Origin of the sequence: Alicyclobacillus fastidiosus (assembly GCF_026651875.1) — a bacterium.
Taxonomy (GTDB): Bacteria; Bacillota; Bacilli; order Alicyclobacillales; family Alicyclobacillaceae; genus Alicyclobacillus; species Alicyclobacillus fastidiosus.
This window is the reverse complement of record NZ_CP104067.1, coordinates 4,915,122-4,938,495: the sequence shown is the minus strand read 5'-3', so window position 1 is coordinate 4,938,495 and position 23,374 is coordinate 4,915,122. Positions and strand designations below refer to the sequence as shown.

16 protein-coding genes and 1 pseudogene are annotated in these 23,374 nt (G+C 46.1%); 14 read left to right on the top strand and 3 right to left on the bottom strand.

The genetic code is table 11. The features are described 5' to 3' along the window. Positions 1-79: 79 nt before the first annotated feature. Positions 80-2,101, bottom strand: a complete 2,022-nt coding sequence (locus NZD89_RS24115) for a glutaminase family protein (protein WP_268005225.1) — start codon at positions 2,099-2,101, stop codon at positions 80-82. Between the two features lie 705 nt (positions 2,102-2,806). On the opposite strand from NZD89_RS24115, the gene NZD89_RS24110 reads away from it, so the two are divergent. From NZD89_RS24110 to NZD89_RS24075, 8 genes are all read left to right on the top strand, one after another. Further along, entirely contained in the window at positions 2,807-5,815 is a 3,009-nt protein-coding gene (locus tag NZD89_RS24110) for an alpha-mannosidase (protein ID WP_268005224.1), read from the top strand. A 64-nt stretch (positions 5,816-5,879) separates the two neighbouring features. Beyond that, positions 5,880-7,724, top strand: coding sequence for an ABC transporter substrate-binding protein (locus NZD89_RS24105; RefSeq protein WP_268005223.1), 1,845 nt, complete (start codon positions 5,880-5,882; stop codon positions 7,722-7,724). 25 nt (positions 7,725-7,749) lie between these two features. Further along, on the top strand, positions 7,750-8,001 hold the full coding sequence (locus tag NZD89_RS24100) for a hypothetical protein (protein ID WP_268005222.1): 252 nt from the start codon (positions 7,750-7,752) through the stop codon (positions 7,999-8,001). A 17-nt stretch (positions 8,002-8,018) separates the two neighbouring features. After that, on the top strand, positions 8,019-8,975 hold the full coding sequence (locus NZD89_RS24095; protein WP_268005221.1) for an ABC transporter permease: 957 nt from the start codon (positions 8,019-8,021) through the stop codon (positions 8,973-8,975). A gap of 13 nt (positions 8,976-8,988) precedes the next feature. Then, the gene (locus tag NZD89_RS24090) at positions 8,989-9,837 is read left to right on the top strand and encodes an ABC transporter permease (RefSeq protein ID WP_268005220.1); all 849 of its coding nucleotides are present in this window, start codon (positions 8,989-8,991) and stop codon (positions 9,835-9,837) included. An 11-nt stretch (positions 9,838-9,848) separates the two neighbouring features. Beyond that, a complete protein-coding gene (locus NZD89_RS24085; RefSeq protein WP_268005219.1) occupies positions 9,849-10,829 on the top strand; it encodes an ABC transporter ATP-binding protein in 981 nt (326 codons plus the stop codon). After that, positions 10,826-11,818, top strand: a complete 993-nt coding sequence (locus NZD89_RS24080) for an ABC transporter ATP-binding protein (protein WP_268005218.1) — start codon at positions 10,826-10,828, stop codon at positions 11,816-11,818. The genes NZD89_RS24085 and NZD89_RS24080 overlap by 4 nt, the downstream gene beginning before the upstream one ends. A gap of 433 nt (positions 11,819-12,251) precedes the next feature. Further along, complete coding sequence (locus NZD89_RS24075) at positions 12,252-13,421, top strand: GntR family transcriptional regulator (RefSeq protein ID WP_268005217.1); 1,170 nt, start codon at positions 12,252-12,254, stop codon at positions 13,419-13,421. Positions 13,422-13,589: 168 nt separating this feature from the next. Here the strand turns inward: NZD89_RS24075 and NZD89_RS24070 are convergent. Continuing rightward, a pseudogene (locus NZD89_RS24070) lies at positions 13,590-13,731 on the bottom strand (recombinase family protein); the annotation flags it as partial. Positions 13,732-13,925: 194 nt separating this feature from the next. Between NZD89_RS24070 and NZD89_RS24065 the strand changes: the two are divergent. From NZD89_RS24065 to NZD89_RS24050, 4 genes are all read left to right on the top strand, one after another. Continuing rightward, positions 13,926-14,816, top strand: coding sequence for an ROK family protein (locus NZD89_RS24065; protein ID WP_268005216.1), 891 nt, complete (start codon positions 13,926-13,928; stop codon positions 14,814-14,816). Positions 14,817-14,977: 161 nt separating this feature from the next. Then, a complete protein-coding gene (locus tag NZD89_RS24060; RefSeq protein WP_268005215.1) occupies positions 14,978-15,775 on the top strand; it encodes an endonuclease/exonuclease/phosphatase family protein in 798 nt (265 codons plus the stop codon). A gap of 135 nt (positions 15,776-15,910) precedes the next feature. Next, positions 15,911-18,055: a hypothetical protein gene (locus NZD89_RS24055; RefSeq protein ID WP_268005214.1), complete on the top strand. Its 2,145-nt coding sequence runs from the start codon at positions 15,911-15,913 to the stop codon at positions 18,053-18,055. Between the two features lie 724 nt (positions 18,056-18,779). Then, entirely contained in the window at positions 18,780-20,159 is a 1,380-nt protein-coding gene (locus NZD89_RS24050; RefSeq protein WP_268008603.1) for an ABC transporter substrate-binding protein, read from the top strand. Positions 20,160-20,225: 66 nt separating this feature from the next. On the opposite strand, the gene NZD89_RS24045 is transcribed toward NZD89_RS24050, so the two are convergent. Next, a complete protein-coding gene (locus NZD89_RS24045) occupies positions 20,226-21,383 on the bottom strand; it encodes a GntR family transcriptional regulator (RefSeq protein ID WP_268005213.1) in 1,158 nt (385 codons plus the stop codon). 232 nt (positions 21,384-21,615) lie between these two features. Between NZD89_RS24045 and NZD89_RS24040 the strand changes: the two genes are divergently transcribed. After that, entirely contained in the window at positions 21,616-22,530 is a 915-nt protein-coding gene (locus NZD89_RS24040) for a carbohydrate ABC transporter permease (protein WP_268005212.1), read from the top strand. After that, positions 22,527-23,363: a carbohydrate ABC transporter permease gene (locus NZD89_RS24035; protein WP_268005211.1), complete on the top strand. Its 837-nt coding sequence runs from the start codon at positions 22,527-22,529 to the stop codon at positions 23,361-23,363. The genes NZD89_RS24040 and NZD89_RS24035 overlap by 4 nt, the downstream gene beginning before the upstream one ends. Positions 23,364-23,374 lie beyond the last annotated feature (11 nt).

The following is a 23,374-nucleotide window of genomic DNA, read 5'->3' as shown; positions in this document are numbered from 1 at the left end:
TTCATCACCCCCCTAAGTTAAGCGCTAACATCTAGTACGATGTACCAAGGTAACTCGTTGGACAGGGCACGCGTTTCGCTCAATCAACGTGACTGGTTAATTTCTCCCAATTGTCTTTCAACAGCTTGATAAAAAGTCCCCCGACTACACTGCGGTGTTGAAAGCCGATCCATCGACCTGTAACTGTGTCATACCAATCTGTAAACGGAACCCTGTCAGGTGATTCATTGACAAAGTCCCACAGCGGATCCATCAACCGTTCAAAATCTTCGTCGTTATCGCTGAGCGAGGCCACCCACACAAGCCAATCCGACTTGGTGTACGGCCTTCTATTATCGAGCGGAATACCGTATTGATTCTGCATTTTGAAGTACCACTGAACTTCCTTCTGGCGTACTCGTGGGTCAAACACGTTCGTGTCAAAAATCACGTCCCAAATGAGATTGTATTTGAGACTCCAGGTACCAGGCTGGTCAAATGCCAGACGGTAGTGCTCTCCCTCTCGTGCCATTTCTTCCCACGTACTCGTCATCTGGCGGGCTGTATTGAGCAACGCTTGTTCCTTGTCCTTATCCCCCATCATGCCGCACAGCAGCCCATAACTGACGATTCCCATGATGGCTTTTATGGAGAGGTTTGCGTTGTGAGCCAGGTGTCCAGCAAAATCGTCTGTACAGAGTTGATGGTCAGGGTCTAAACCGTGATTCAACAGGTATTCGGCCCACGTAGAAATGAGGGACCAATTCTCATTGGCAAATGAAACGTCACCTTCGACTAGGCAGACAGCCGCCATCATCACGAGCATGTTGCCACACTCCTCGACAGGCATTTGTCCCTCGATGCGGGTACCTGAGTAGACCTGTCCATTGGCTAGTGGGTACTGGCCGACATCATGAGGCGCAAAGTTAAACGGCCAGACGTCGCTCGCAGCGTACTTGAATATAGGCCGCATCATTCCTTTAACAAGCTCCGGATTGTATAGGAGGAAGAGGGGAATGGAGGGGTAACTGACATCGACTGTTGCAATGCATCCATTACTGAAGCACTCTTTTGAGAGAAATAGCACAGCCCCGTTTTCGTCTAAGACAAGCTTGTGGGCTGCAATGGCCTGGCGGTACGCAAGAGATAGTAAGTCGGCGTACTTCTGACCGCCCGATTGAATCGCATTCGACACCAAGTCGCGATTAAACGCCCGGCAAGCGCGCATGACTTCGTCGTATTCATGCACGACGGCCGACAGCAAGTCCTGGGTTGTGCTGAATTGGTACGTCCATAAGGCTTTAAGCTTCACGTGAAAGTACTCGATACTGTAGATGTCGTCATAGGCCAACACGATGAATTGAGAAGCCGCCAATTTACCCACCAATCCGAAATCCAACACGCAACTCATCACTGGATGGTCGTGGTTGACTGGTCCAAATGAGAAATCCCCAGCGTATGGCTCCCAAGCGATGGATTTGGCGAACTCCTTGCGCTGTGTAACAGGGCCAATCTGAGTCATGGCGGTCGGTTGGTCGTGTACAACCAAGTAAAAGTACCCCCAATCAATACGTAGATCGTCACCGGAACGATTGAGGTAATCCTGTTGCTCGTGACCGATTGCCATCACGCGAAGGCCATTATCTGTCATCTGTTGAGCAACAACGGCCTGATTGGTGGAATCGACGCACCATTCTGCGGATACATCAAAGTAAATCTTCACATCGTGATCTCGTCCATCCTTGGACTGTACCTCAAACGTGACATACGACGCCGGGCGTGAGAGAAGGCTGAGATTGTGCGCCAATTGCGGCGTAGTAAAGTCGACGCGCAAGCGGATACCAGCTGCCTCGAACGTATAAACAGATGATACAGGAGCAATTTCAACCGAAATCTGCGTCATAGCAGGCGGTTCTGCGTAGTAGTGCTCCGGATTCGGTTCAACTCGTCCGAGAAACCGCCAAACAGTGTCATCAATCACAACCAGCCCGGTCATCGAGTGACGTCTACCCGTCCAATGCCGTGTAAAATCACCGTGCAGTTCGTCAGACATGGACCAAACGCTGAAATAGGGATCGACTGTGGTGAGGGGAACAGCAGGTGCGCGAAATTGACGAGACATCGTACATTCTCCTCTTATTTAGGGTATCCTTGAACTTTGTGCGCCCAACCGCGCGCAACATTGATTTCGCTTTGATTCCGTCGATTGTTAACCATGGCCAACACTTCAATATCAAATTTGGATTCAGCTGGGTCACTGTGTTTCCCTAAATTCCCTCGCTAACGTTTCAGTGGTTCAACGTCCTCTCAGTAAGATTTGAAATGAGCTATCGCACAATATTGACAAAGGATATTGTGTGAATTATCTTTCTATTATCAATATTAAACATAATATATATCATATTTCAATTGGAGGACGTCACTGTAATCCGTATAGTTCTATATATGTTTTCTCGAAATATGCTTGTGTTGGAATGCGTGAACGTAAATTGTTAGGCATGATAAATATTATAATATCAAATGTGCGAATTTTATGAATTAAATTGTTGAACCTTACACTTCCAGCGAGTGACTAACGTGTCAATGAAAATTAACAGGATGACGTAAGGTCATTTCGGGAGAGGGGGGATGGCAGGCAGATTCGTGCGACGAGGGTCGAGATCACGATTGAGGATAAAGTGAGAATCTGCCAAGCATGAAACGAGCTTTGAAATGTCGGAATGCAAGTTATTTTTGGTTATGTTGTTGCCAAGGTCGAATGAAAACCAAATCCAGTTTTATAGCTTTAAAAACTCCGATTTTTAAGTAGTGAAAGGTGTTTAGGTTTATGCCATATGAGAACATCAACATCAATCAACTACGGCACATGTGTAACCGCATTCAAGAGAAGATCTATACTAAAATTTCGGCACTTTCGGTGACCGCATGGGTGACTCCAGAGCCCGTCTCATATGACAACCGTATGTCAGGAAACAAACGTGTTCTTACACCAGGGGACAAATGGGGAGAACGTTGGGACTGTGCTTGGTTCCATTTTGAAGGCGCTGTCCCGGAAGAAGCAGTGGGGCAAAAGATAGTCTTGCTCATCGATGTCAACGGTGAAGTTTGCTTAGTTGACGAGGAAGGAACGCCCTTTCAGGGGCTGACCAATGTCAATTCAGAATTTGATTTAAGTTTAGGTTTGCCGGGGAAGCGTGTCGTACACATTAGTGAGAACGCTCGTGGTGACGAAGTGATTGATTTGTGGGGGGATGCAGGGAACAATGACCTTTTTGGTCATTATCGGAGTGGGAGGATCAAGGAGGCTGATATTGCAATATGTCACGAAGAGATGAGACAACTCTACTATGACGTGGAAGTACTACTCGAATTAGCTGAGCATCTCCCTGAACAGGCGGTACGTAGAAAACGTATCCTGCAAAAATTGTATGAAGTCAGTCTGTTCGGAAAAATCACAAATGAAAACGTTAACAAAGCGCGTCGATGGCTGGCTCCGGAGCTTCAGAAACAAGGCGGGGATCCATCTTTGACCGTTAGTGCAGTCGGTCATGCACATATCGATTTGGCATGGTTGTGGCCAATTCGCGAGACTATGCGAAAAGGAGCAAGAACGTTCTCTACAGCCCTGCGCATGATGGAGCGCTATCCAGATTACGTGTTTGGTGCAAGTCAACCACAACTCTATCAGTGGATCAAGGAGAGGCATCCGAAACTCTACCGACAAGTAAAACAGCGTGTGAAAGAAGGTCGCTGGGAGGTCCAGGGCGCCATGTGGGTAGAGCCGGACTCCAATTTAGCGGGTGGAGAAGCTTTAGTACGCCAAATATTGTATGGGAAGCGGTTCTTCCAGCAAGAGTTCGATATTGACGTAAAGGTCCTGTGGCTGCCAGATGTCTTTGGATATACGGCAAGTTTGCCGCAAATTCTGAAGAAGTCTGGAGTCGATTACATGATGACTCAGAAACTGTCGTGGAACAAGTATAACGATCATCCGCACCATTCGTTTTGGTGGGAGGGAATCGATGGTAGCAAAGTACTTAGCCATATGCCGCCAGAGGACACCTATAACAGCCCTGCTGCCCCAAGATCTATCTTGAAGGCAGAAAGAGAGTATTTGGATGGTAACGTTTCTGAACATTGTCTGATGCTATTTGGCATTGGTGATGGTGGTGGTGGGCCTGGCGAAGAACATTTGGAGCGTCTTAGCCGCGAACGGAATCTTCAGGGTTTATCGCCGGTAGTTCAAGAGCCGGCGATTGACTTCTTCGACAAACTAAGTAGCTGCGCTGAGCACTTCCAAACCTGGCGTGGCGAGTTATATCTCGAATTACATCAAGGCACATTGACGTCTCAGGCTCGTAACAAGCGATACAACCGTAAGATGGAGAAAGCTTTGCGAGAGCTTGAATTCGCAGCAGTGCTCTCATCGTTACACGGTGGATATACCTATCCAGCTGAGGAGCTTGAGGCTATTTGGAAAGAGGTACTCCTATACCAATTCCATGACATTTTACCTGGCTCTTCGATTAAGCGTGTCTATGATGAATCGTTAGCGCAATACAAAGTCCTATTAGGACGGGTCACCGAATTGACAAATGCGTGCTATCGTAGCCTCTTAAAACCTGCCGCCGGGAATGGGATAGGCTCATCCGTGGTGTTATTTAACTCTTTGCCATGGACGCGCAACGAATGGGTGTACATCAAAGATCAGTGGATGCGTGCGACCGTCCCATCGATGGGCTACCAAGTTATTAGTAGAGATAAGGCAGAAGTAGATGCACTGCCAAATGTAAGTCAATTACATGCCGAACAGGATTGCTTAGAGAACGACCTACTCTGTGTTCGATTTGATGCAGACGGTTCCATTAGCTCTATTTTTGACAAAGAGTGTCAGCGAGAAGTGGTTGCCGCTGGACAGAACGCGAATTTGCTTTCGGTTTATCAAGACAGTGCAAATGCTTGGGATTTTCCGACAGATTACAGGCAAATGGATTCCATGAGGCTCACTTTGCAGGAAGTGCGAGCCTATACTGAAGGGCCGCAAGCCATTGTCCAACAGACCTATCGTACGGGTGAATCTGAACTGATTCAGAAGATTGTATTGACGTTGGACAGTCGCCAAATCGATTTTATCACACATGTGGATTGGCGCGAGTCTGAAAAGATGCTTCGTACAGCTTTTCCTGTTGATATCCATACAGATCACGTCAACTGCGAAATTCAGTTCGGACATCTGAAACGTCCGACGCATCGGAACACGATGTGGGATTTCGCCAAGGACGAAATATGTGCACACCAGTGGATCGATTTGTCGCAATCGGATTACGGTGTAGCACTGTTAAATGATTGTAAGTATGGGCATCGAGCTCACGAAAATACCTTGGATATCAATCTATTGCGGAGCACGTCTTATCCTGGGGAACAGGCGGACCAAGCGGTTCATGAATTTACGTATAGTCTCTTCCCACACGCTGGCGATTTTGTTCAAGCCCAAGTTTATCGTGCAGGATATGAGCTCAATGTACCGCTTCATATCGTTGAGGATGCGGAGATGGAGATTGGTACATCACATTCCGATTCATTTATTTCGCTTGACTCTACCAGTGTGATGATTGAATCCATCAAGAAGGCGGAAGACAACGATGATCTCATTATTCGTTTATACGAAACTGCTGGTTCTAAAGTTGAAGTGACGGTTTCTGTATCTCTGCCTTACGAAAAAGCGTTTATTGCGGATTTGATGGAACAGCCAATCACACTCATTCGGGATGGAAAACCAGGTATGCAACTGAGCTTCACTCCATTTGAAATTCAAACCGTAAGACTTGTTAGGTGATTTAAGCCATTTCGTTTTCTTTTAACACTTTTATCCGTTTGACACTTGATGAGGGGGTTCATTGATGAATAATCGTGTCAAAAAAGCAACCAGAATCTCTTTGATAGCGGGTGCAGCAATCGTACTTGTCTCCGGGTGTTCGCAAGGTGCGACAACCAAAGATGGAACAGGGAATAGTCAGCAGGCAAATGCCACTCTCTCTTATGCGGGTGGTTGGACCACAAACGGTGTGACCAATCCATTCGGCTCGAACAACATCATTCAAAATGATTTGTCCTACGTACCGTTGGCTTGGTACAAATACACAGGCAACTATGACTATTGGAAAGTATTGGCTAGTAATTGGGAAATGAGTAAAGACGGAAAGACATTTACAGTCAACATCAATCCAAAAGCTAAATGGTCGGACGGTTCTCCGGTGACAGCGGAAGATGTCTACGTCACCTTTGAGCTTCAACTTTTGACCGGTAATGCCGAAAGTTGGGGTTTGAGTGGTATGAAGATCGTGAATAGTCACACGATTGAGTTCACGCGTGATCTGAATACCTTGTATAGCACTGTGATGTTTGAACGTCAAATTTTGAACAATATCGAGATTTTCCCTGCAAAGGTTTACAAAAAATTCATTCCAAGCAACCTCTGGTCTTTGGTCAGGGATTGGAACGGCAATCCGAATGCTCAATCGACAAAGAATGCGACCGCAGAGCTGACACAATACGCCACAAAGGCACAAAGTGCGAATATGTCGGCTTCAGATCTGATTTACAATGGGCCTTGGTCGCTTGTACGCACGAGCTCATCTCAAGAATTGTATCAAAAGAACCCGGATTATCTATTTGCCAATAACGTCAATGCCGGTAAAGTGATTGCGTTGAATCAAACTACCAACGACGTGACGTGGCGTGCACTTGAGAATGGTCAGCTGGACTATGCTGGTGTTGGCTATTCGCAAGTAGTCTACAAGCAGGTCATGAAGGTGCATCAGAATTCCTACATTTCTGCACCAGGGACTGGCGGTATGGCTTTATATTTCAATGAGAATGTAGCGCCGTTTAACAATGTAAAAGTCCGGCAGGCCCTGGCTTACGCGATTGACAGGCCTGCTGCGCAAGAAATTGGTGAACCCATTGGATATTTCAACACCAGTACGATTACTGGCATGATCCCAAGCGTGGAAAATCAATGGCTCACGCCAAACCAGTTAAGCTCATTGAGTGCTTACAATTATGATCAGAACAAAGCGGCACAGCTACTCGAATCTGCAGGGTTTAAAAAGACATCAAGTGGCTGGGTAATGCCGAACGGAAAACCGTTTACCTTCAACCTCACGGTACCCAACCTTTCCGATTGGCTTGCCGGTGTGAATGCGATTTCTACGCAGTTGCAGAAAGAAGGCATTAACGCGCAAACAGCGGTCGTTGATACCACAACATGGACGCAGGAAGTTCCCCTGGGAAAATATGCCGTGTATGCGAACTGGTGGGGCGGCGGGGATGTTAATCCATCGGCGCCTTACAATCAGTTGTATATCAGTGATAATAACTATCAGGTATCGACAACGGGACAATTGAAGAATACAGCGACGGCCCAGAATCAACAGCAAGAGGCCATTCCGGAGAGTATCAATGTCCCTGGGCTAGGCACGGTCAATCCCATGGCTTTAAGCGTACAACTTTTGGGAGACATGCCACAGCAAAAGGAAAAGAACATCGTTTACCAACTTGCCAAAACAACCAATTATGATGTGCCATTGATCCCGATTTGGGGGCAAGCGGCAGGACGCACCATTTCCTCGGCCAATTGGACCTGGCCCGATTACACAAATAATCTGGCTATTGAAAATTGTTATTCGTATCATACACCGTTTGTCGTCTTTGAAACGTTAGGTTTGATGAAACCGAAGAAATAAAATCCAAATTGAAGGAGTTGGTCGTGTGATGAAGGAGCTTACTCACCGCGGGCATGTTTTGGAGAAGATGGTTACCGGAGCGCGATTCTTCTTCATCTGGTCCCTATTTTTACTTGTGTTAGAAATTATCACGTTGTTCGGCGCGACCGCGCCAGCTTCAAAGTTCCTGGATTTGTTTGCCCTACTTTTTACCGTAATGCTGATGTTGGTAACCACTGTCGGGTTGCGGCTGTTCCTTAAATGGCAAACCAATCGAGAAAGGCTTGACCGGGGATGAAATGGATAAAACGAATTTTGATGGCGATCGCGACGATATTCGTGGTAGCCTCTCTGACATTCTTCTTAGTTCGCCTGATGCCTGGTAGTCCTGTCCAGGTGATGTATCTACAATTGATTCAGAAGGGGGTTCCAGCCAGCCAGGCGATGGATCAGGTTCGTATCATTCTTAATGTGATTCCGAATCAGCCATTGTGGCAGCAGTATATTCAATGGTTGGGTCAAATCATCCGTGGAAATATGGGTCAATCAATTATGCAGACGGGCGTTCCCGTCACTCACCTGATTTTTAACGCATTACCATGGACGCTCATTACGGTCTCCATTGGACTGCTTATCAGTTTCATCATTGGGGTGCTGTTCGGTGTGATGAGTGCGTCCTGGAGGGAACGGTGGAGTAGTAGCGTGATCGACAATGTGGGCTCGGTCGCGCACGCGATTCCGCAGTTTGTCATGGCTGTGGCTCTGTTATACATCTTTACCGTGTTGATTCACTGGTTTCCTTCTTCCGGGGCGTACAGTATCGATGTGGTACCCGGGTTGAACGGACCCTTTATCTTGAGTTTTTTGTATCACATGATCTTGCCCGTGTTTACCTATGTGCTGACAGGGTTCGGTTCATGGACTTTGTTGATGAAAGCATCGACTGTCACGGTACTGAAAGAGGATTTTATGATGGCTGCTCGATTACGCGGACTACCGCAGGATACGCTGATGGGGTATCTTGGCTGGAACTCGATTTTACCCTTATTTACAAGTTTCATGATTAGTCTAGGTGCGATGTTTGGAGGTTCTATTTTTATTGAAGGAACTTATGCTTTTCCTGGGATTGGGAACCTCTTGGCGACTGCCATCAACACGCGCGATTATCCTGTCATGCAAGGTTGTTTCATCTTGACCACTGCTACGATTATCGCGGCCAACCTACTTGCTGACTTCGCTTATTCAAAATTAGACCCACGTATCACAGCATAAGGGGGGAAGGGCAATGTTAATTGCTTGGAAAGTCTTTAAGCGTCGTCCATCACGGCTGGTTGGGTTGGTCTTCCTCTTGTTCTTTGTTCTCATGGCACTGTTCGGCAACTTGTTTTACCCACATGCACCCAACGTTAATCCGAATGATATCTATGCAGGTCCATCTTGGCATCACCCGCTGGGGACCGATTACGCCGGGCGTGATGTTTGGCAACAAATTGTGCAAGGTGCAGCGACCGTACTATGGGTGGCAGCCCTTGCTGCCTGTTTCACCATGGCAATCGGAACCATAATCGGTCTGGCAGCAGGTTATTTAGGGCGTGTGGTGGACACCATCCTCATGCGGATCACAGACTTGGTTCTGACCATTCCTTCGATTGCGCTGCTCCTAATTTTGGCGGTGAGTCTGGGAATGAGTAATCTGGTCGTTCTCGCATTGCTGCTGAGTCTGACAAGTTGGGGTGGGTTAGCCCGCGCCATTCGTTCGATGGTTTTGAGTTTGCGGGAGCGGAGCTTTATCGAAGTTTCGCGCGGGCTCGGCTTGGGACGATGGTACGTTCTGTTTCATGATATTTCCCCCAATTTGATGCCTTTTGTGTGGACGCACTTGATGCTCGCTATCACGGGTGCCATCTATGGTGAAGTCGGTCTGTTTTTCCTCGGAGTTGTCCCTTTTAAAGCAGACAACTGGGGTGTCATGCTAAATTTTGCTACGGGGAGTTCTGGTGCAATGTACAGTACACAATCAATTCTCTTTCTTGCTGCACCCATCTTGGCGATTGTGCTACTACAGACAGGGATCGTATTGTGCGTAGATGCGGTGAATGAATTGGTAGATCCGCGTTTACGCGTTTCGCACTAGGAGGCGTTGGCGTGGAAACCATATTAGATGTCCAGAATTTAACGATCGAATTCCCCACTGAAACACGTGTCGTTCGCGCTGTGAAAGATGTGAGTTTTCAGATTCAAAAAGGCGAGAGCCTGGGGATTGTTGGTGAAAGCGGGAGCGGAAAAAGCACCATTGCATTTGGCTTATTCAATAGTGTACCCGACCCGGGTAGAATATCGGGCGGCAAAGTTCACTTCTTTGGTGGTCCTAATTTTTTAGATATCAAAGGAGAGACGCGTCGTAAATTTTATTGGAGCAAGATCTCGATGGTCTTCCAAGCTTCACAAAACACCCTTAATCCATTGCTACGAATCTGCAAACAGGTGGATGACATCGCGCATGCGCATCGTTTAGCCAAAAATAAGGCACGCGCAAAAGCATTTGAGTTGTTCGATATGATGCATCTAGACGGCAATCGTGTAATGAACTCTTTTCCGCATGAACTGTCCGGTGGAATGAAGCAACGCGTAAGCATCGGTTTGGCATTACTGCTAGATCCGGAAATCATCGTATTAGACGAACCGACAACTGCATTAGATGTGATAAGCCAGGCGTCCGTTTTAAAAATCCTAAATCGAATCCGCAAGGAAAGAGAAATTTCTCTCATTTTTATCACGCACGACATTTCCGTGATTAGTGAGGTTGTCGATTCTGTGATGGTCATGTACGCAGGACGCGTGGTTGAGCAAGGACCGGCGAAACAAGTGATGCGTTATCCTTCACATCCATACACGCGTGGACTCATTCGTTCGATCCCGCCGCTTGTCGGTGAAGTGGATTATACAAAAGCACTTAAAGGGAGTCCGGTTAACCTGAATAATATTCCAAGTGGCTGCCCGTTTCAATCACGGTGTGAATTGCGGATTCCTACTTGTTCAGAGATCGAACCGCCTCGGGTGCAATTAGACAATAGCGTAGAAGTTGCCTGTCACTTGGCAAAGATGGAGGCGACAAGTCAAGGATGATTGAGCTAAAGGATGTCACGAAGCGCTTTAATTTAAAAGGTTCGGCTGCTAAAAAGAGTAAAATATTCAATGCTGTCAATCAAATTAACTTGACGTGGCGGCGAGGAGAGTTCATTTCGGTGGTCGGTGAAAGTGGCTGCGGTAAGAGCACGCTCGCGAAGGTCATTGCAGGGCTGACGGATGCATCGGAAGGAGCCATCTCTCTAGATAGGGAGCCCGTTCATTTGCGTTCGCAAAAGGAGCGTACAAAATGGGCGAAAACGGTTCAGGTTGTGCCGCAGGATCCCTATGCTGCTTTAAACCCGGTTCGCAAAATCCGTTCATCTTTAGCGGATGCATTTCTCTATCATAAGCTTGTGTCACGTCATGAATTGAGTCATAAGATGGAGGAACTGTTGGAGTTCGTTGGCTTAAATGCTCGGGAGACATTGGATAAATATCCACATCAATTGTCAGGTGGGCAGCGCCAGAGACTCGTCATTGCGCGCGCTCTTTCGGTAAACCCCGATTTTCTCATTGCCGATGAATCAGTCTCGATGATGGATGTCTCTTTACGCGTTGAAATTCTCGATTATCTCAAGCGGGTGTCCAAGGAGCGGAATTTGGGTCTCCTTTTTATCACGCATGATTTCCGTGTGGCACGTTACATTTCCATTACGGGTAAAATCGCAGTGATGTATTTAGGCCATATTGTGGAGTTTGGGCAGACTGATGAAATTTTAAGGAACCCCATGCATCCTTATACACAATCACTGATTTCAGCGGTGCCGTTGATTGCTGGACGGGAGCGGCGGGTTGAAGAAGTGCTGCCAAAATCCTTCGAGATTGGCACACTTGACGAGCGGTCTATAGGATGTCCATTTGCTGCCAGATGCCCATTTGCCCAGGCAGATTGTCTCGAACAACGTCCCAAGTTGGATTCAGTCACGAGCTATCATCAAGTGGCCTGCCACTACGCTACGGCCCGAAAGATGCTTGTGAATGAGTAGGCCGTTTTATGCGAGGCCGCGGGTAATGGACGCGTTAGAGATTGTTTTAAAAACTTCGCATTCTAATGGACCCAGCTGGTCTCTAGCGTTCACAGCCAGGATATCTTGTGAAAAGGGAGATAATCATTCCTTTTGCAAGGTGGTCAACTTTTCGATTGACAACAACTTATGTGTCAATTTTGTTGGTTAATCGCGGTAATCTGTCTCATGGAGCTGCTGGTTAAGATATACTCAAATTGAACACCGTAAAAACTAGGGTGTAAGTTCACGGAAGACCCGGTAGATTCGGTTTTAAGGAACCTGTTGCCGAATCCGGAGGGAGCGTTGATTGGCGTATCTGGGATGCAGGGAGCAACGGAAAACAAAAAGTGTGGTGCTCCGTTACTCCCGTACTCCTAATATTAAAAATTCGAGATAAGGTTGGAGAATTTAAATGCCTAAGGGTGCACTATATTTGCAAGTCTATCATGCAATAAAAAATGCCATAGAAAATGGACAATTCCAAGAGGGTGAAATACTTCCCACGGAATCAGAACTTATGGAGAAGTTCGGCGTGAGTAGGATTACGACTAATCGTGCTTTACAAATTCTAGCGTCGGAGGGAATTGTTACTCGCAAGACGGGTGTTGGTACATTTGTTGGTAAAACTAGACCCGTGTCGGATGCGTTACGTTCACCTGACAATACAAGTTCTAGTAGAGAGATGAATAATTCTTCCATTCCGGAAGGATTACCGCTCGTAGGCATTGTCGTTCCGTTCCTCACAGGTACTTTTGGTCAGACCATAGTATCTACCACAGAACAAATCTTGAATAAACGAGGAATGTCTATCGTTTTGGCCGCAAGTTATGGTAGTCAACAAAATGAGCAAGCATGCATTCATCGACTGGTTGAATGTGGCGTCAAGGGGCTGATTGTTCTGCCGGTCAATGGACCGTATTATAACGATGCAATTTTAAGCTTGCGCGTTGATCGATTTCCCGTCGTTCTTGTTGACAAGTCGCTCCCGGGAATTCCGCTTCCTTACGTCACCAGTGATAACTATGGTGCAGCTAAGGAACTGACCGACTATCTCATTTCTCTTGGACACAAGAATATTGCCTTTTATTCTTTACCGCTCCATGGGACTTCCACACTAATGGATCGGTTTGATGGCTTTATAGATAGTCTGAAGAGCCATGGGATCACAGCCGAATCCGAATATCATCTGACGTTAAGTGAAGGCCGTATCAGTAATGGGAAAGGTCAACAAGTGAATGGGATTTCAGACTTTTTAAACAAACACCCAGAAGTCACCGCAGTCTTCGCCGTGGAGGATAGCCTTGCTCAGAATGTTTACGACGCGAGCTTAAACATCGGCAGAAAAGTTCCTGAAGAGCTTTCCATTGTTTGTTTTGATGGTGGCCCAGTCAAGAATGGTTTTTGGGACTTTACGCATGTGGTTCAGGATGAAGCTGAAATGGCCCGCCACTGTGTTCGAATATTGGATGACCTATGGTCATCTGACAAAGAGAAGGCTTTGGAACCAGTCGTACTTCCCTGTCGAATTCAAGTTGCTCAATCGACGGCTTCCGTCCCGTTAGTGAATGCTGCACGTCATTGATGGAGTCACTTTACACATACCATCAAGTTAGAGTTTTGCGGAACCTTGAAAGTATTACAGTGCCTCTTGACAGGTCCGACTCATCCTATGCAGCGAATGAATGTAAATGATCCCGTGTGACTTTCATAATTGATTGTTGTCTTTCCTCTCCTTTTAGCTGCAGCAAGCAAGTCCCTCCTTTGTTTGCTCGGAAATGAGATCGCTCAAACGGAGCGATACCAGCAAACACGGGAAAGTGCATCTTTCCATGCATAGAAGTGGTATCCAGCCAAGATTTTTTAAGGCTTTTGTAAGGAGTAATTTCTATCAATAGCGTATAATGCGTCCCGCGCAGTCCGGCGGTACCCCGGAAATGATCGCTGTGGGAGATAACATAGACGTAGAATGCCAAAGCGTATCTTACCCGAAGAAAATCGCCACCAGGATGATACCTGTGCGTGTGTAAAATTACTTTGGGATTGAATCGTTCGTTGGACTTACGGAATCACAAGGGAGGAACATGGCGTGCGTATCGGTGCTATTGAAGCAGGAGGTACAAAATTTGTTTGCGGCTACGGAAATGAAGACGGATTCATCGAGGATCGAATCAGCTTACCGACCGGACAACCGGATCAGACACTCGATGAAGTGATCGCGTATTTCCAAGATAAAAGAGTAGATTGCATCGGAATCGGGACGTTCGGGCCGATTAACATTGACCCCGCTAGTCCCTTATACGGATACGTGACAACAACTCCAAAGGAAGGTTGGGCGAGGTATCCTTTTTTAAGGAAATTAAAAAAGGAATTTCATGTTCCGTTTGGATGGGATACAGATGTAAACGCTGCGGCATTAGGAGAAGCAACATGGGGTGCCGCCAAGGGTTCAGATAGCTGCGTGTACTTCACAATCGGTACCGGGATCGGGATAGGTGTATATACTGAGGGAAAACTTGTCCATGGCCTTGTTCATCCTGAAGGGGGACATCTTCTAATCAGACGTCACCCACATGATGAGTTTGTTGGGAGTTGTCCATATCATGGGGATTGTTTGGAAGGGATGGCTTCAGGTCCTGCTATTGAAAAGAGATGGAATATTAAAGGAAGTGACCTTGGGACAAACCATTCTGCATGGGATATTGAAGCATTTTATATTGGTCAGGCAGTTACCTCCGCAATTCTGATGCTTTCGCCAAAGAAAATCATCTTAGGTGGCGGCGTGATGCATCAGAAGCAGTTATTTCCCCTAATCCGTACCGAGGTACAGAAAAATTTAAATGGTTATGTCAGTTCGGAGGCGCTACTTTCGGATATCGATCATTATATTATTCCACCTGGATTAGAAGATAACGCTGGATTGTGTGGGGCAATGGCTCTTGGCTTACAAGCATTCATTCAAAGAGAAATAGATGAGTGATAGTGATTGAATTTTAATTGAACTACGTCCTCTGAAGTAGACACAAAGGATTTAAGTTCTGATCTGTAATATTAGAACATTTGTGTGCGCTCGGGCAATATGTGACCAAGTTTGTTATGAAAATTCCATAAACCATCTTTTGGAAAGCGGGGTTGAGAATCATGGATATCACTGTCATGTCGATGAATTTGCGGGTTCATGTCAAGCGCGATGGGGTAAACGCATGGCCACGTAGGGTGTCTAGTGTAGGAGAAGTGATACGTGAGCATGGTCCAGACATCATCGGTGTGCAAGAGGCTCTTGTACCCATGATGGACGATCTTAAGATATTCCTTGCAGGCTACGAACGGGTCGGAAAAGGCCGCGACGGAAAAGATCAGGACGAACACTGCGCGATATACGTGTGTTCTTCAGTCCTATCGATTAAAAAATCCGGGCAATTTTGGCTTTCCGAGACACCAAGCGTCCCGAGCACAAGCTGGGATTCGGCGTGTCCTCGAATCTGTACCTGGGTACTCGTGTCGGAGAATAGGGTTCCAGCGAGCCAATTGCTCATCCTAAATACCCATCTCGACCATATGAGTCAATCGGCCCGTGAACACGGCGCGGTTCTCATTGCTTCATTTCTGAAATCATTTACGCAGGAACATCAATGTCCAGCCATTTTGATGGGCGACCTAAACTCTACGCCGGATAATCCGGTAGTTCAATTTTTGAGCGGGCAGCAGAATCTAGCTGACAATCGAGTTAAACTGACAGATGCTAGTGTTATAAATCATTGCCAAACGCGGGCAGCAACGTTTCACGGATTTAGTGGACGGACGGATGGTGAGACGATTGACTACGTGTTTCTTACACCGGACATTCACCCGTTCCGGTTTGAAGTCGATCAGAGGCAATACCTCGGACGTTATCCGTCAGATCACTTCCCAGTCATAGTTGGTCTCGGGATTGATTGAGTCTACGGTCCCGGTTCCGGTGCGAAAATTGACGAAACCACAATATACAGTGGTGCAGCGGGGGCAACGGATTAATAACCGGAATCATTGGATAACAAGGGATGGTTTGGTTCATGCTAGGATGATCATCTATGATTGGTAGGTTTGGGAATTACTTCCAGAAATCGCTCGGAGGAACGTACAGGATTTCAAGAATTATCGCCGTACCATCCCACGTATGATCTTCAGGCAGACTTTGTAATGGTTTACGGTATTGATGAAACCATGCCGGATCGAATCAAACAGTGGCGGGACAAGGGATACATCGTACATTTGATGACCGGTGTCTCATGGGGAGAATATCAAGATTATTTGAATGGGAAGGTAGACGGAAGAGCACATTGGGATGAAGCTCAGCGCAACTCCAAGGGGGACAATATCAGCCACGGCATTGACGTTCCTTATATGGTGCCGACGATTGCCTTTGCAGACTTCCTTACAGAAAGAATACGGGTGGCCGTGGACGCCGGCGTTGAATCTATCCATTTGGAAGAACCAGAATTTTGGGTGGAGGGAGGCTATTCGGACGCGTTCAAGAGGGAGTGGGAAATCTATTACAGGGAACCGTGGCAGCCTCCGCATGAAACTGAGGATGCGCAGTACCGGGCCTCTCGTTTGAAAGCGTATTTGTTCACACGGTGTCTGGATCGAATGTGCAGTACTTTGAAAGAATACGCAAAAGTAACATACAACCGTAACATTCGCTTCTATGTCCCTACGCACAGTTTGATCAACTATACGCAGTGGCGGATTGTCAGCCCCGAGTCCCGTTTATTGGACTTGCCTGGGATTGATGGCTACATCGCGCAAATTTGGACGGGGACCGCGAGGACTCCAAACGTCTACGAAGGGATTCGTAAGGAAAGAACGTTTGAGACCGCCTTTCTGGAATACGGCATTATGCAGGAATTAGTTCGGGGTACAAACCGACGGATGTGGTTTTTACACGACCCCATTGAAGACGATCCCAAACACACTTGGAAAGACTACGAACAAAACTATTTCCAAACTGTGGTGGCGTCTTTGTTCCATCCACATATTTCACGCTTTGAAGTATGCCCTTGGCCAAGCCGAGTGTTCAATGGAAAATACCCTCGGGAAGACGAACTTGGTAGAGAAAATATACCGGCCGATTATGCGACCAAATTATTGGTGGTCATGCATACGCTTGGGGATATGGATCAAAAGCGAATTTCCTGGCGGGAGCATCATCTTGAGGTGGGGATACTGCTTGCTGACTCGGCGATGTATCAACGGAAGATACCCGAATTGAACTCGGTTCACGGTTCAACTTCTAACGACCTTCTGGATTGGTCTCCTTTCTATGGGTTGGCTCTACCATTGCTCAAACACGGGCTTGTGGTGCGCCCGGTCCAGTTGGACAATATTAAACGATTTCCGGCCTATTTGGACGACTATCGTATTCTCGTGCTCAGCTATGAATTTATGAAACCAGAATCTCCAGACCTTCATAATTCGTTGGCTCAGTGGGTACTTGACGGTGGCATCTTAATTTATGTCGGTGACGGCAGTGATGGCTTCCATCAGGTTCGGGAATGGTGGAACCATGGCAAACGAAAGTATCTCTCACCAGCAGAACACCTCTTTGAGAGCTTGGGTTTGCGAACGTCGCTAACGGAAGGCTCATATTCCGTTGGAAAGGGAATTTTGGCCTATTTTCCGATTCATCCTGCAAGCTGTGCTCATGAACGAGTGAAGGCCAACCGACTTCGGGACATGGTGAAGGATGCCATCGGTTCGGTGGATGATGTTCATCTAGAGTGGTGCCCGACAAACGCGTTCGTTTTGGAACGTGGTCCGTACGTGATTGCTTCCGTTATGGATGAATCTTATCATCAAGAACCTGTAGTTCTCAGCGGTTCATACGTAAATCTTTTCGACGCAAACCTTCCAATTGTACATCGAATTACGCTCTATCCCGGAGATAACATTTTATTATATGACTTGACTGCAATAGAACAAGAACTTCAACTAATTGCAGCATCATCACGGATCGAATCAATATCTAGAACGGATAAAGGGTTCGAGTTCGTTGCCAGAGGTCCCGAAAACGTGAATGGAATAGCCAGATTTCGCTGCCCACAAAGGCCGCAAAAGATTACGATCCAGGACAAAGTTCACAACGATGGTGCAAAGTTTGAATGGGATGAACCGAGTTCGACGTTGTGTATTCGGTACGCGAACAATCCGACAGGAGTCCACGTGAAAATATATTGGTGAATACCTTGCTCACGGTGGAATTAGAGCAAGCTGCTGCCATGGTCGGAGAGTTTGCCAAAGGGATTACGGGTGGCATCCACAAATAAAGACGCGCTGACTAATCCCCGCCTGCTAACAGGTGGGGGTGTTTATTGTGTGATTAAGGTCACAACATGGAAGATGATGATGGTGGGATTCTCCGGCTGACAGGAGCATCGATCTAAAATCTAGATTACTCTTAGGAACCAAACGTTCATCTGTTGGCACATGGCGATACCATAGATGCAGACGGACCCAGAGCCTGACGCACGTCACTAGTCCGAGGCAGCCCTTGGACGTAGGTACGAAAATGTGGTAACCACGGATATTAGTGTGCCAACCGTCGACAAACCGTGTCTTCGGTTCGGGCTTTTAACCCTATCATGACACGGGGCTTGACGATGTCGTTCATATCCCAAAGAGGTTTAAATAATATGAAAATATAATTAAGCTATAATATGATAAATGAACAGATGAAGTAATACACCGTTCTTTCCTTGTTTGTCCAGTTCTAAGATGTCATAAAACGCAACACATGTAGCCTTCTGAGTTATTTTCTGAAGCTTAATACGGGTTGAGAAAGCGCTTGCCAATACTACAAACAACTTATTATAATATAATTAAGAATATTATATTATAATAAGTTGTTAGATTTTTTCAGAAACGTACTGTAACTAAAGTTGAAGGGGAGATCAATTTGAGAAGCATGAAAAAGGTTGGTGTAGCATCAATGGCATGTGCGTTGTCTGCGATGCTGGTGGCAGGCTGCGGAACGAATTCTAATAATGCTAACACCACAACAGGTGCGTCGAAAGCGAATACCAGTGGCTCGAAATCTATCACACTTACCATGTGGACTTATCAATTGGAAAAATTCAAACCCTACATTGATAGTGTCATTTCGCAATTTGAAAAGGCACATCCGGGAGTGACAGTGAATTGGGTCGACGTCCCTGCGACTGGCTTTGATCAGAAATTAATTGCAGCGTATCAGGGGAATAATTCCCCAGACCTTATCAATGAGTTCACACCTGTGCAACAACTATATAAATACTATGCACCTTTGAACAACGACTTGACGAAGGCGCAAATTGCGTCATTTTTTCCTGCAGCCGTCCAGACTATGACGGTAAATGGTAATTTGTATGCGTTTCCGTTTTACGGGACGACGCCACTTCCTAGTTTACCAATGTATAACATGGCCCTGTTGAAAAAAGCTGGAATCACTACGCTTCCGACTACTGTCCAACAAAATTTACAAGACGCAATAAAGTTTCACAAGGCCGATCCAATGGCATATTGGTCATTGAGTCCGATTCAACCGCAATCCGAGGCTACGACTTATGGCAGCTCCAGTGCTTGCCTGGAGTTGTACGATTTTGGAGTACCTCTTTTGACTCCAAATTTCAAGAAGGCAGGATTTGATACGCCTGAGGGTGTCAAGGTCTTGACCATGTATGCGAATGCTTACAAGCAAGGTGCGTTTGATCCGGATACGGGTTCGTCTGCAGATCCTACAAATTTATTTGTTCAAGGTGCAATCGCGACTTACGGATCGGGACTGATCAGTGATTTGCAAAATAGTTGGGGACCAATTTTGAACGATATTAAAGTGGGACCACCGATTACCGGTCCGTATTCAGCAACACATGAACAAGTTGGGAGTGGATGGTATTGGGCCGTAAGTGCACAATCTAAGCACCCGAAATTAGCGGCTCAGTTGGGGATGCAGTTTCTAACGGTATCCAATCAACTTGCTTTTTATAAAGCCACAAGCGGGGATGTTGGAGCAAATACTGAACAAGCACTCAATAATCCGGGTTTTGAGCAAGGTATCACAAATCCAGTCGCCAAATCGTACACGAATTTGCAGCACAAGTACTATGATCCGAACAAGAAAGTTGTCACTTCGCCTACTTTACAAGGTCAAACCACCGATTTTCCAAATCAGACGCAAGTAGTACAAGCACTAAATCAGTATTGGGATGACGCGATAGAGGGGGAGATGTCTCCTTCCGCTGCATTGCAACAGGCTGCGCAAGCAGTTAACAACATTCTTTCTAATCCGCAAAATGGATCTAATTGATATCTTGTGGGGTAAGTATGGAGGCCTGCGACGTTTTTGACCCATCGCGAGTCTCCATCTGACCAGTTATCGCCGCTCTGCTGTTGATTCTCCGAGATAGAATGAGGCTTCGAGTTCAATGTGCAATGGTGCGGCATCTCTCGTGTCGCGTCGCATGAGTTCATTGAGAATTTCGAATGTCTTTGTCGCCATCCCTGTCTCGTCTTGCACCATATGTGTGAAATTCCAACTATTCCATCGAGGTGCGGGCCCGTCAAAGCAAACGATCGACAAGTCATCTGGAACATGCTTTCCGATAGCGTTTGCTGCTTGCAAGATGTTCTGCGCGATCGCATCGTCCGTCGCCACCACTGCCGTAATTTGCGGATAATCGCGAAGAAATGGCTCGAGAATCTTGATGTATCGGTTGTCGACTTGATCATTGGTAACATTTACCGTTTCTACACCTGATAAAATGTACTCTTCGCGAATACTGATGTTTGCTTCGGTCAAGGCTAGCCGATATCCATCGAGCCGTTCGATTAGGGACGAGGTGAAATTAGAGTGCGGCATCACAAAGGCGATTTCTTCATGATTGAGACTTATTAAATAAGATGTCAATTCATAAGAAGCTTTTCTGTTATTGGTCGATACGCAGGAGAATGGAATGCCCTGCAGGTTTTTGTCGATGAGCACTAACGGAAACTTTTCGACATGCAATTTTAAAAGTGCTTCATTGTAATAATCACCGTTGACGGGAAATACCACGAGTCCGTCCACACCTGAGTCGACAAGTCGATTGATAGCGACTTTCTCTTTTTCTTGGTCAGCATACGAACAAGCGACTGTCAGAACCATATCGTGGTCGGAACAGAGTCGTTCTAATTCAGTGAGAATCGTATGTCCATAAATGCTGCTGAGAAAAGGAAGCACGAGCCCGATTTTATGCACTTGCTTCCCGATGGACGACACGTTACTCTCCATGCCCGATGTCTTGGTTCTTTCATTCTGTTTGGAGACAAACGTGCCGATGCCGGCTTTCCGTTCAATAATGCCTTCGTTGACCAGCAATTGGAGAGCACGATTTGTGGTGACACGACTGACATTAAACTGCTTCGTTAGCTCTTCCTCGGTGGGGATCATATCGCCGGGTTTGTAAGTTCCGAATGCAATCTCGTTACAAAGATATTGATACACTTTTTGATACTTGGAAGCCTTAGAGGCCTTAGAGACGTTGGTGTTCAATACACTCACTCCTTAATTGTCTTTTATATTACGAAATGTAGTGATATTTCAGCACGTTTAAAACGGAATATAAGTAGAAACAAAGAGTAATTTATCGAAAATATATAATAATATTAATATATTATTTGTTTTCGGGGAAGAGGTGGATAGTTACTTCCTAAGTTCATGAATTCCAATCCTTTCAGCTCCTATCATTCGAATTAAAATAACTCGTCATTTAGGAGGATTGCAAGTGAGCATACAGACTATGACTATCGCACTTAAGAAGTCAAAAGGTGGGGTGAAGAATCACAGCGCATGGTTTGCATGGGTACTTTTGACACCAGGGCTCGTGTTGTTGTTGATGTGGAGTTATTTCCCGTCAATTTACGCTTTTTGGCTGGGATTTACAAATGCATCGCCCGGAAATTCTGGGAAGTTCATCGGATTCCAAAACTACGTTCAACTGATGAGCGGCCCAGGGTTTTGGGATTCCGTGTATCGCTCGCTTGAATATTTAATAGTCGTTCCGGTCTTGATGATAGTCCCTTTACTTGCAGCCGTGTTGATGAATCAGAAATTACCCCTCACTACGCTTTTTAGAGGCATTTTTTTCGTTCCAGTGGTTATCAGTATGGTCGTCGTCGGCATTGTCTTCAACGAACTGTTTTCTACAACTGGATTTTTGAACGATGTGATGTATTCCCTCAAACTCGTCAACACTCCGGTTCCATTTCTGTCGAGCAAAAATATTGCTATTTTCTCGGTGATGTTTGTAACGGTTTGGAAGGGTATAGGATATTACATGATCATTTACCTGGCAGGCTTACAGAGCATACCTGAGGAGTTATATGATGCGGCCGCATTGGATGGAGCAACGTTTTTGCAGCGCGTTCGATATGTCGTTATTCCGAGTATTTGGCCATTTATGATCTACGTTATGATCGCGTCTACGTTAAGCGCCATGTCTGTTTTTACGGAAATTTACACATTAACAGGTGGCGGCCCGCTACAAAGTACCACAACGATGCTGGTATATGTGTACCAACAAGCATTTTCTCAGTATAAGTTCGGGTTTAGCGCGGCGGCTGGGAACTTCATCTGGTTAATTCTAATCATCATATCACTTGCCCAATTTTGGATATCGTCCAGGAGGTACAGCAAATGAGAATGGGACTTTCAGCGAAAAATAGTCGGATTTTTGTCTCGTACTTATTTATGGCGCTTGGAACGATTATCTTTCTGTTCCCACTGGTTTGGTTGGTCTCAACTTCATTGATGTCACCGTCCGAAAACCCTTTTTCTGTACCACCTCATTTGATTCCACACCCCGTCACACTCTCTAATTATGTGGAAACCTTTAAGAATTACAATTTTGGCCGCTATATGTGGAACAGTTTCTTGATTGCAATGATTTCCGTTGGGCTGAATATCGTGGTGACCTTGATAACCGCTTATCCCTTGGCACGAATGAAGTTTCGAGGGCGACGCATCGTGATGGGTTTAATTGTCGCTACCTTGGTTCTACCTTCACAGGGAACCTTAGTGCCCTCTTATCTACTTACGCTTCATTTGCACTTGCTTAACACTTATTGGGGCGTCATTGTGCCAAGCATATTTAGTGCATTTTCCGTATTTCTGCTTTATCAATCCTTTAACACTATTTCACACGAACTCGACGAAGCAGCCCGGATCGATGGTGCCGGTGATTTTCGCATCTTTATACAGGTCCTCACACCACTCGTTGTTCCAACGCTTGCTGCATTAGCTATCATGGGGTTTCTTGGGTCTTGGGATAATTTTTTGTGGCCACTTATCGTTCTTAGCAACTCCAATCTTTATACAGCACCTCTCGGACTTGATTATTTCTTTGGAACGTTCGGAGCAAGCTGGTCTGTGGCAGCTGCGGCCTCCGTACTTGTAGCTGCTCCGGTGGTGATCGTCTTCCTTGTACTGCAAAGGTGGTTTGTAAATGGAGTGGCAGGGGCGTTTAAAGGTTAAAAGTAACTTTA

Coding starts and splice junctions, on each gene's coding strand:
- NZD89_RS24080 (WP_268005218.1), top strand. CDS start 10,826: ATGATTGAGCTAAAGGATGTCACGAAGCGCTTTAATTTAAAAGGTTCG.
- NZD89_RS24060 (WP_268005215.1), top strand. CDS start 14,978: ATGGATATCACTGTCATGTCGATGAATTTGCGGGTTCATGTCAAGCGC.
- NZD89_RS24110 (WP_268005224.1), top strand. CDS start 2,807: ATGCCATATGAGAACATCAACATCAATCAACTACGGCACATGTGTAAC.
- NZD89_RS24090 (WP_268005220.1), top strand. CDS start 8,989: ATGTTAATTGCTTGGAAAGTCTTTAAGCGTCGTCCATCACGGCTGGTT.
- NZD89_RS24050 (WP_268008603.1), top strand. CDS start 18,780: ATGAAAAAGGTTGGTGTAGCATCAATGGCATGTGCGTTGTCTGCGATG.
- NZD89_RS24035 (WP_268005211.1), top strand. CDS start 22,527: ATGAGAATGGGACTTTCAGCGAAAAATAGTCGGATTTTTGTCTCGTAC.
- NZD89_RS24115 (WP_268005225.1), bottom strand. CDS start 2,101: ATGTCTCGTCAATTTCGCGCACCTGCTGTTCCCCTCACCACAGTCGAT.
- NZD89_RS24075 (WP_268005217.1), top strand. CDS start 12,252: ATGCCTAAGGGTGCACTATATTTGCAAGTCTATCATGCAATAAAAAAT.
- NZD89_RS24105 (WP_268005223.1), top strand. CDS start 5,880: ATGAATAATCGTGTCAAAAAAGCAACCAGAATCTCTTTGATAGCGGGT.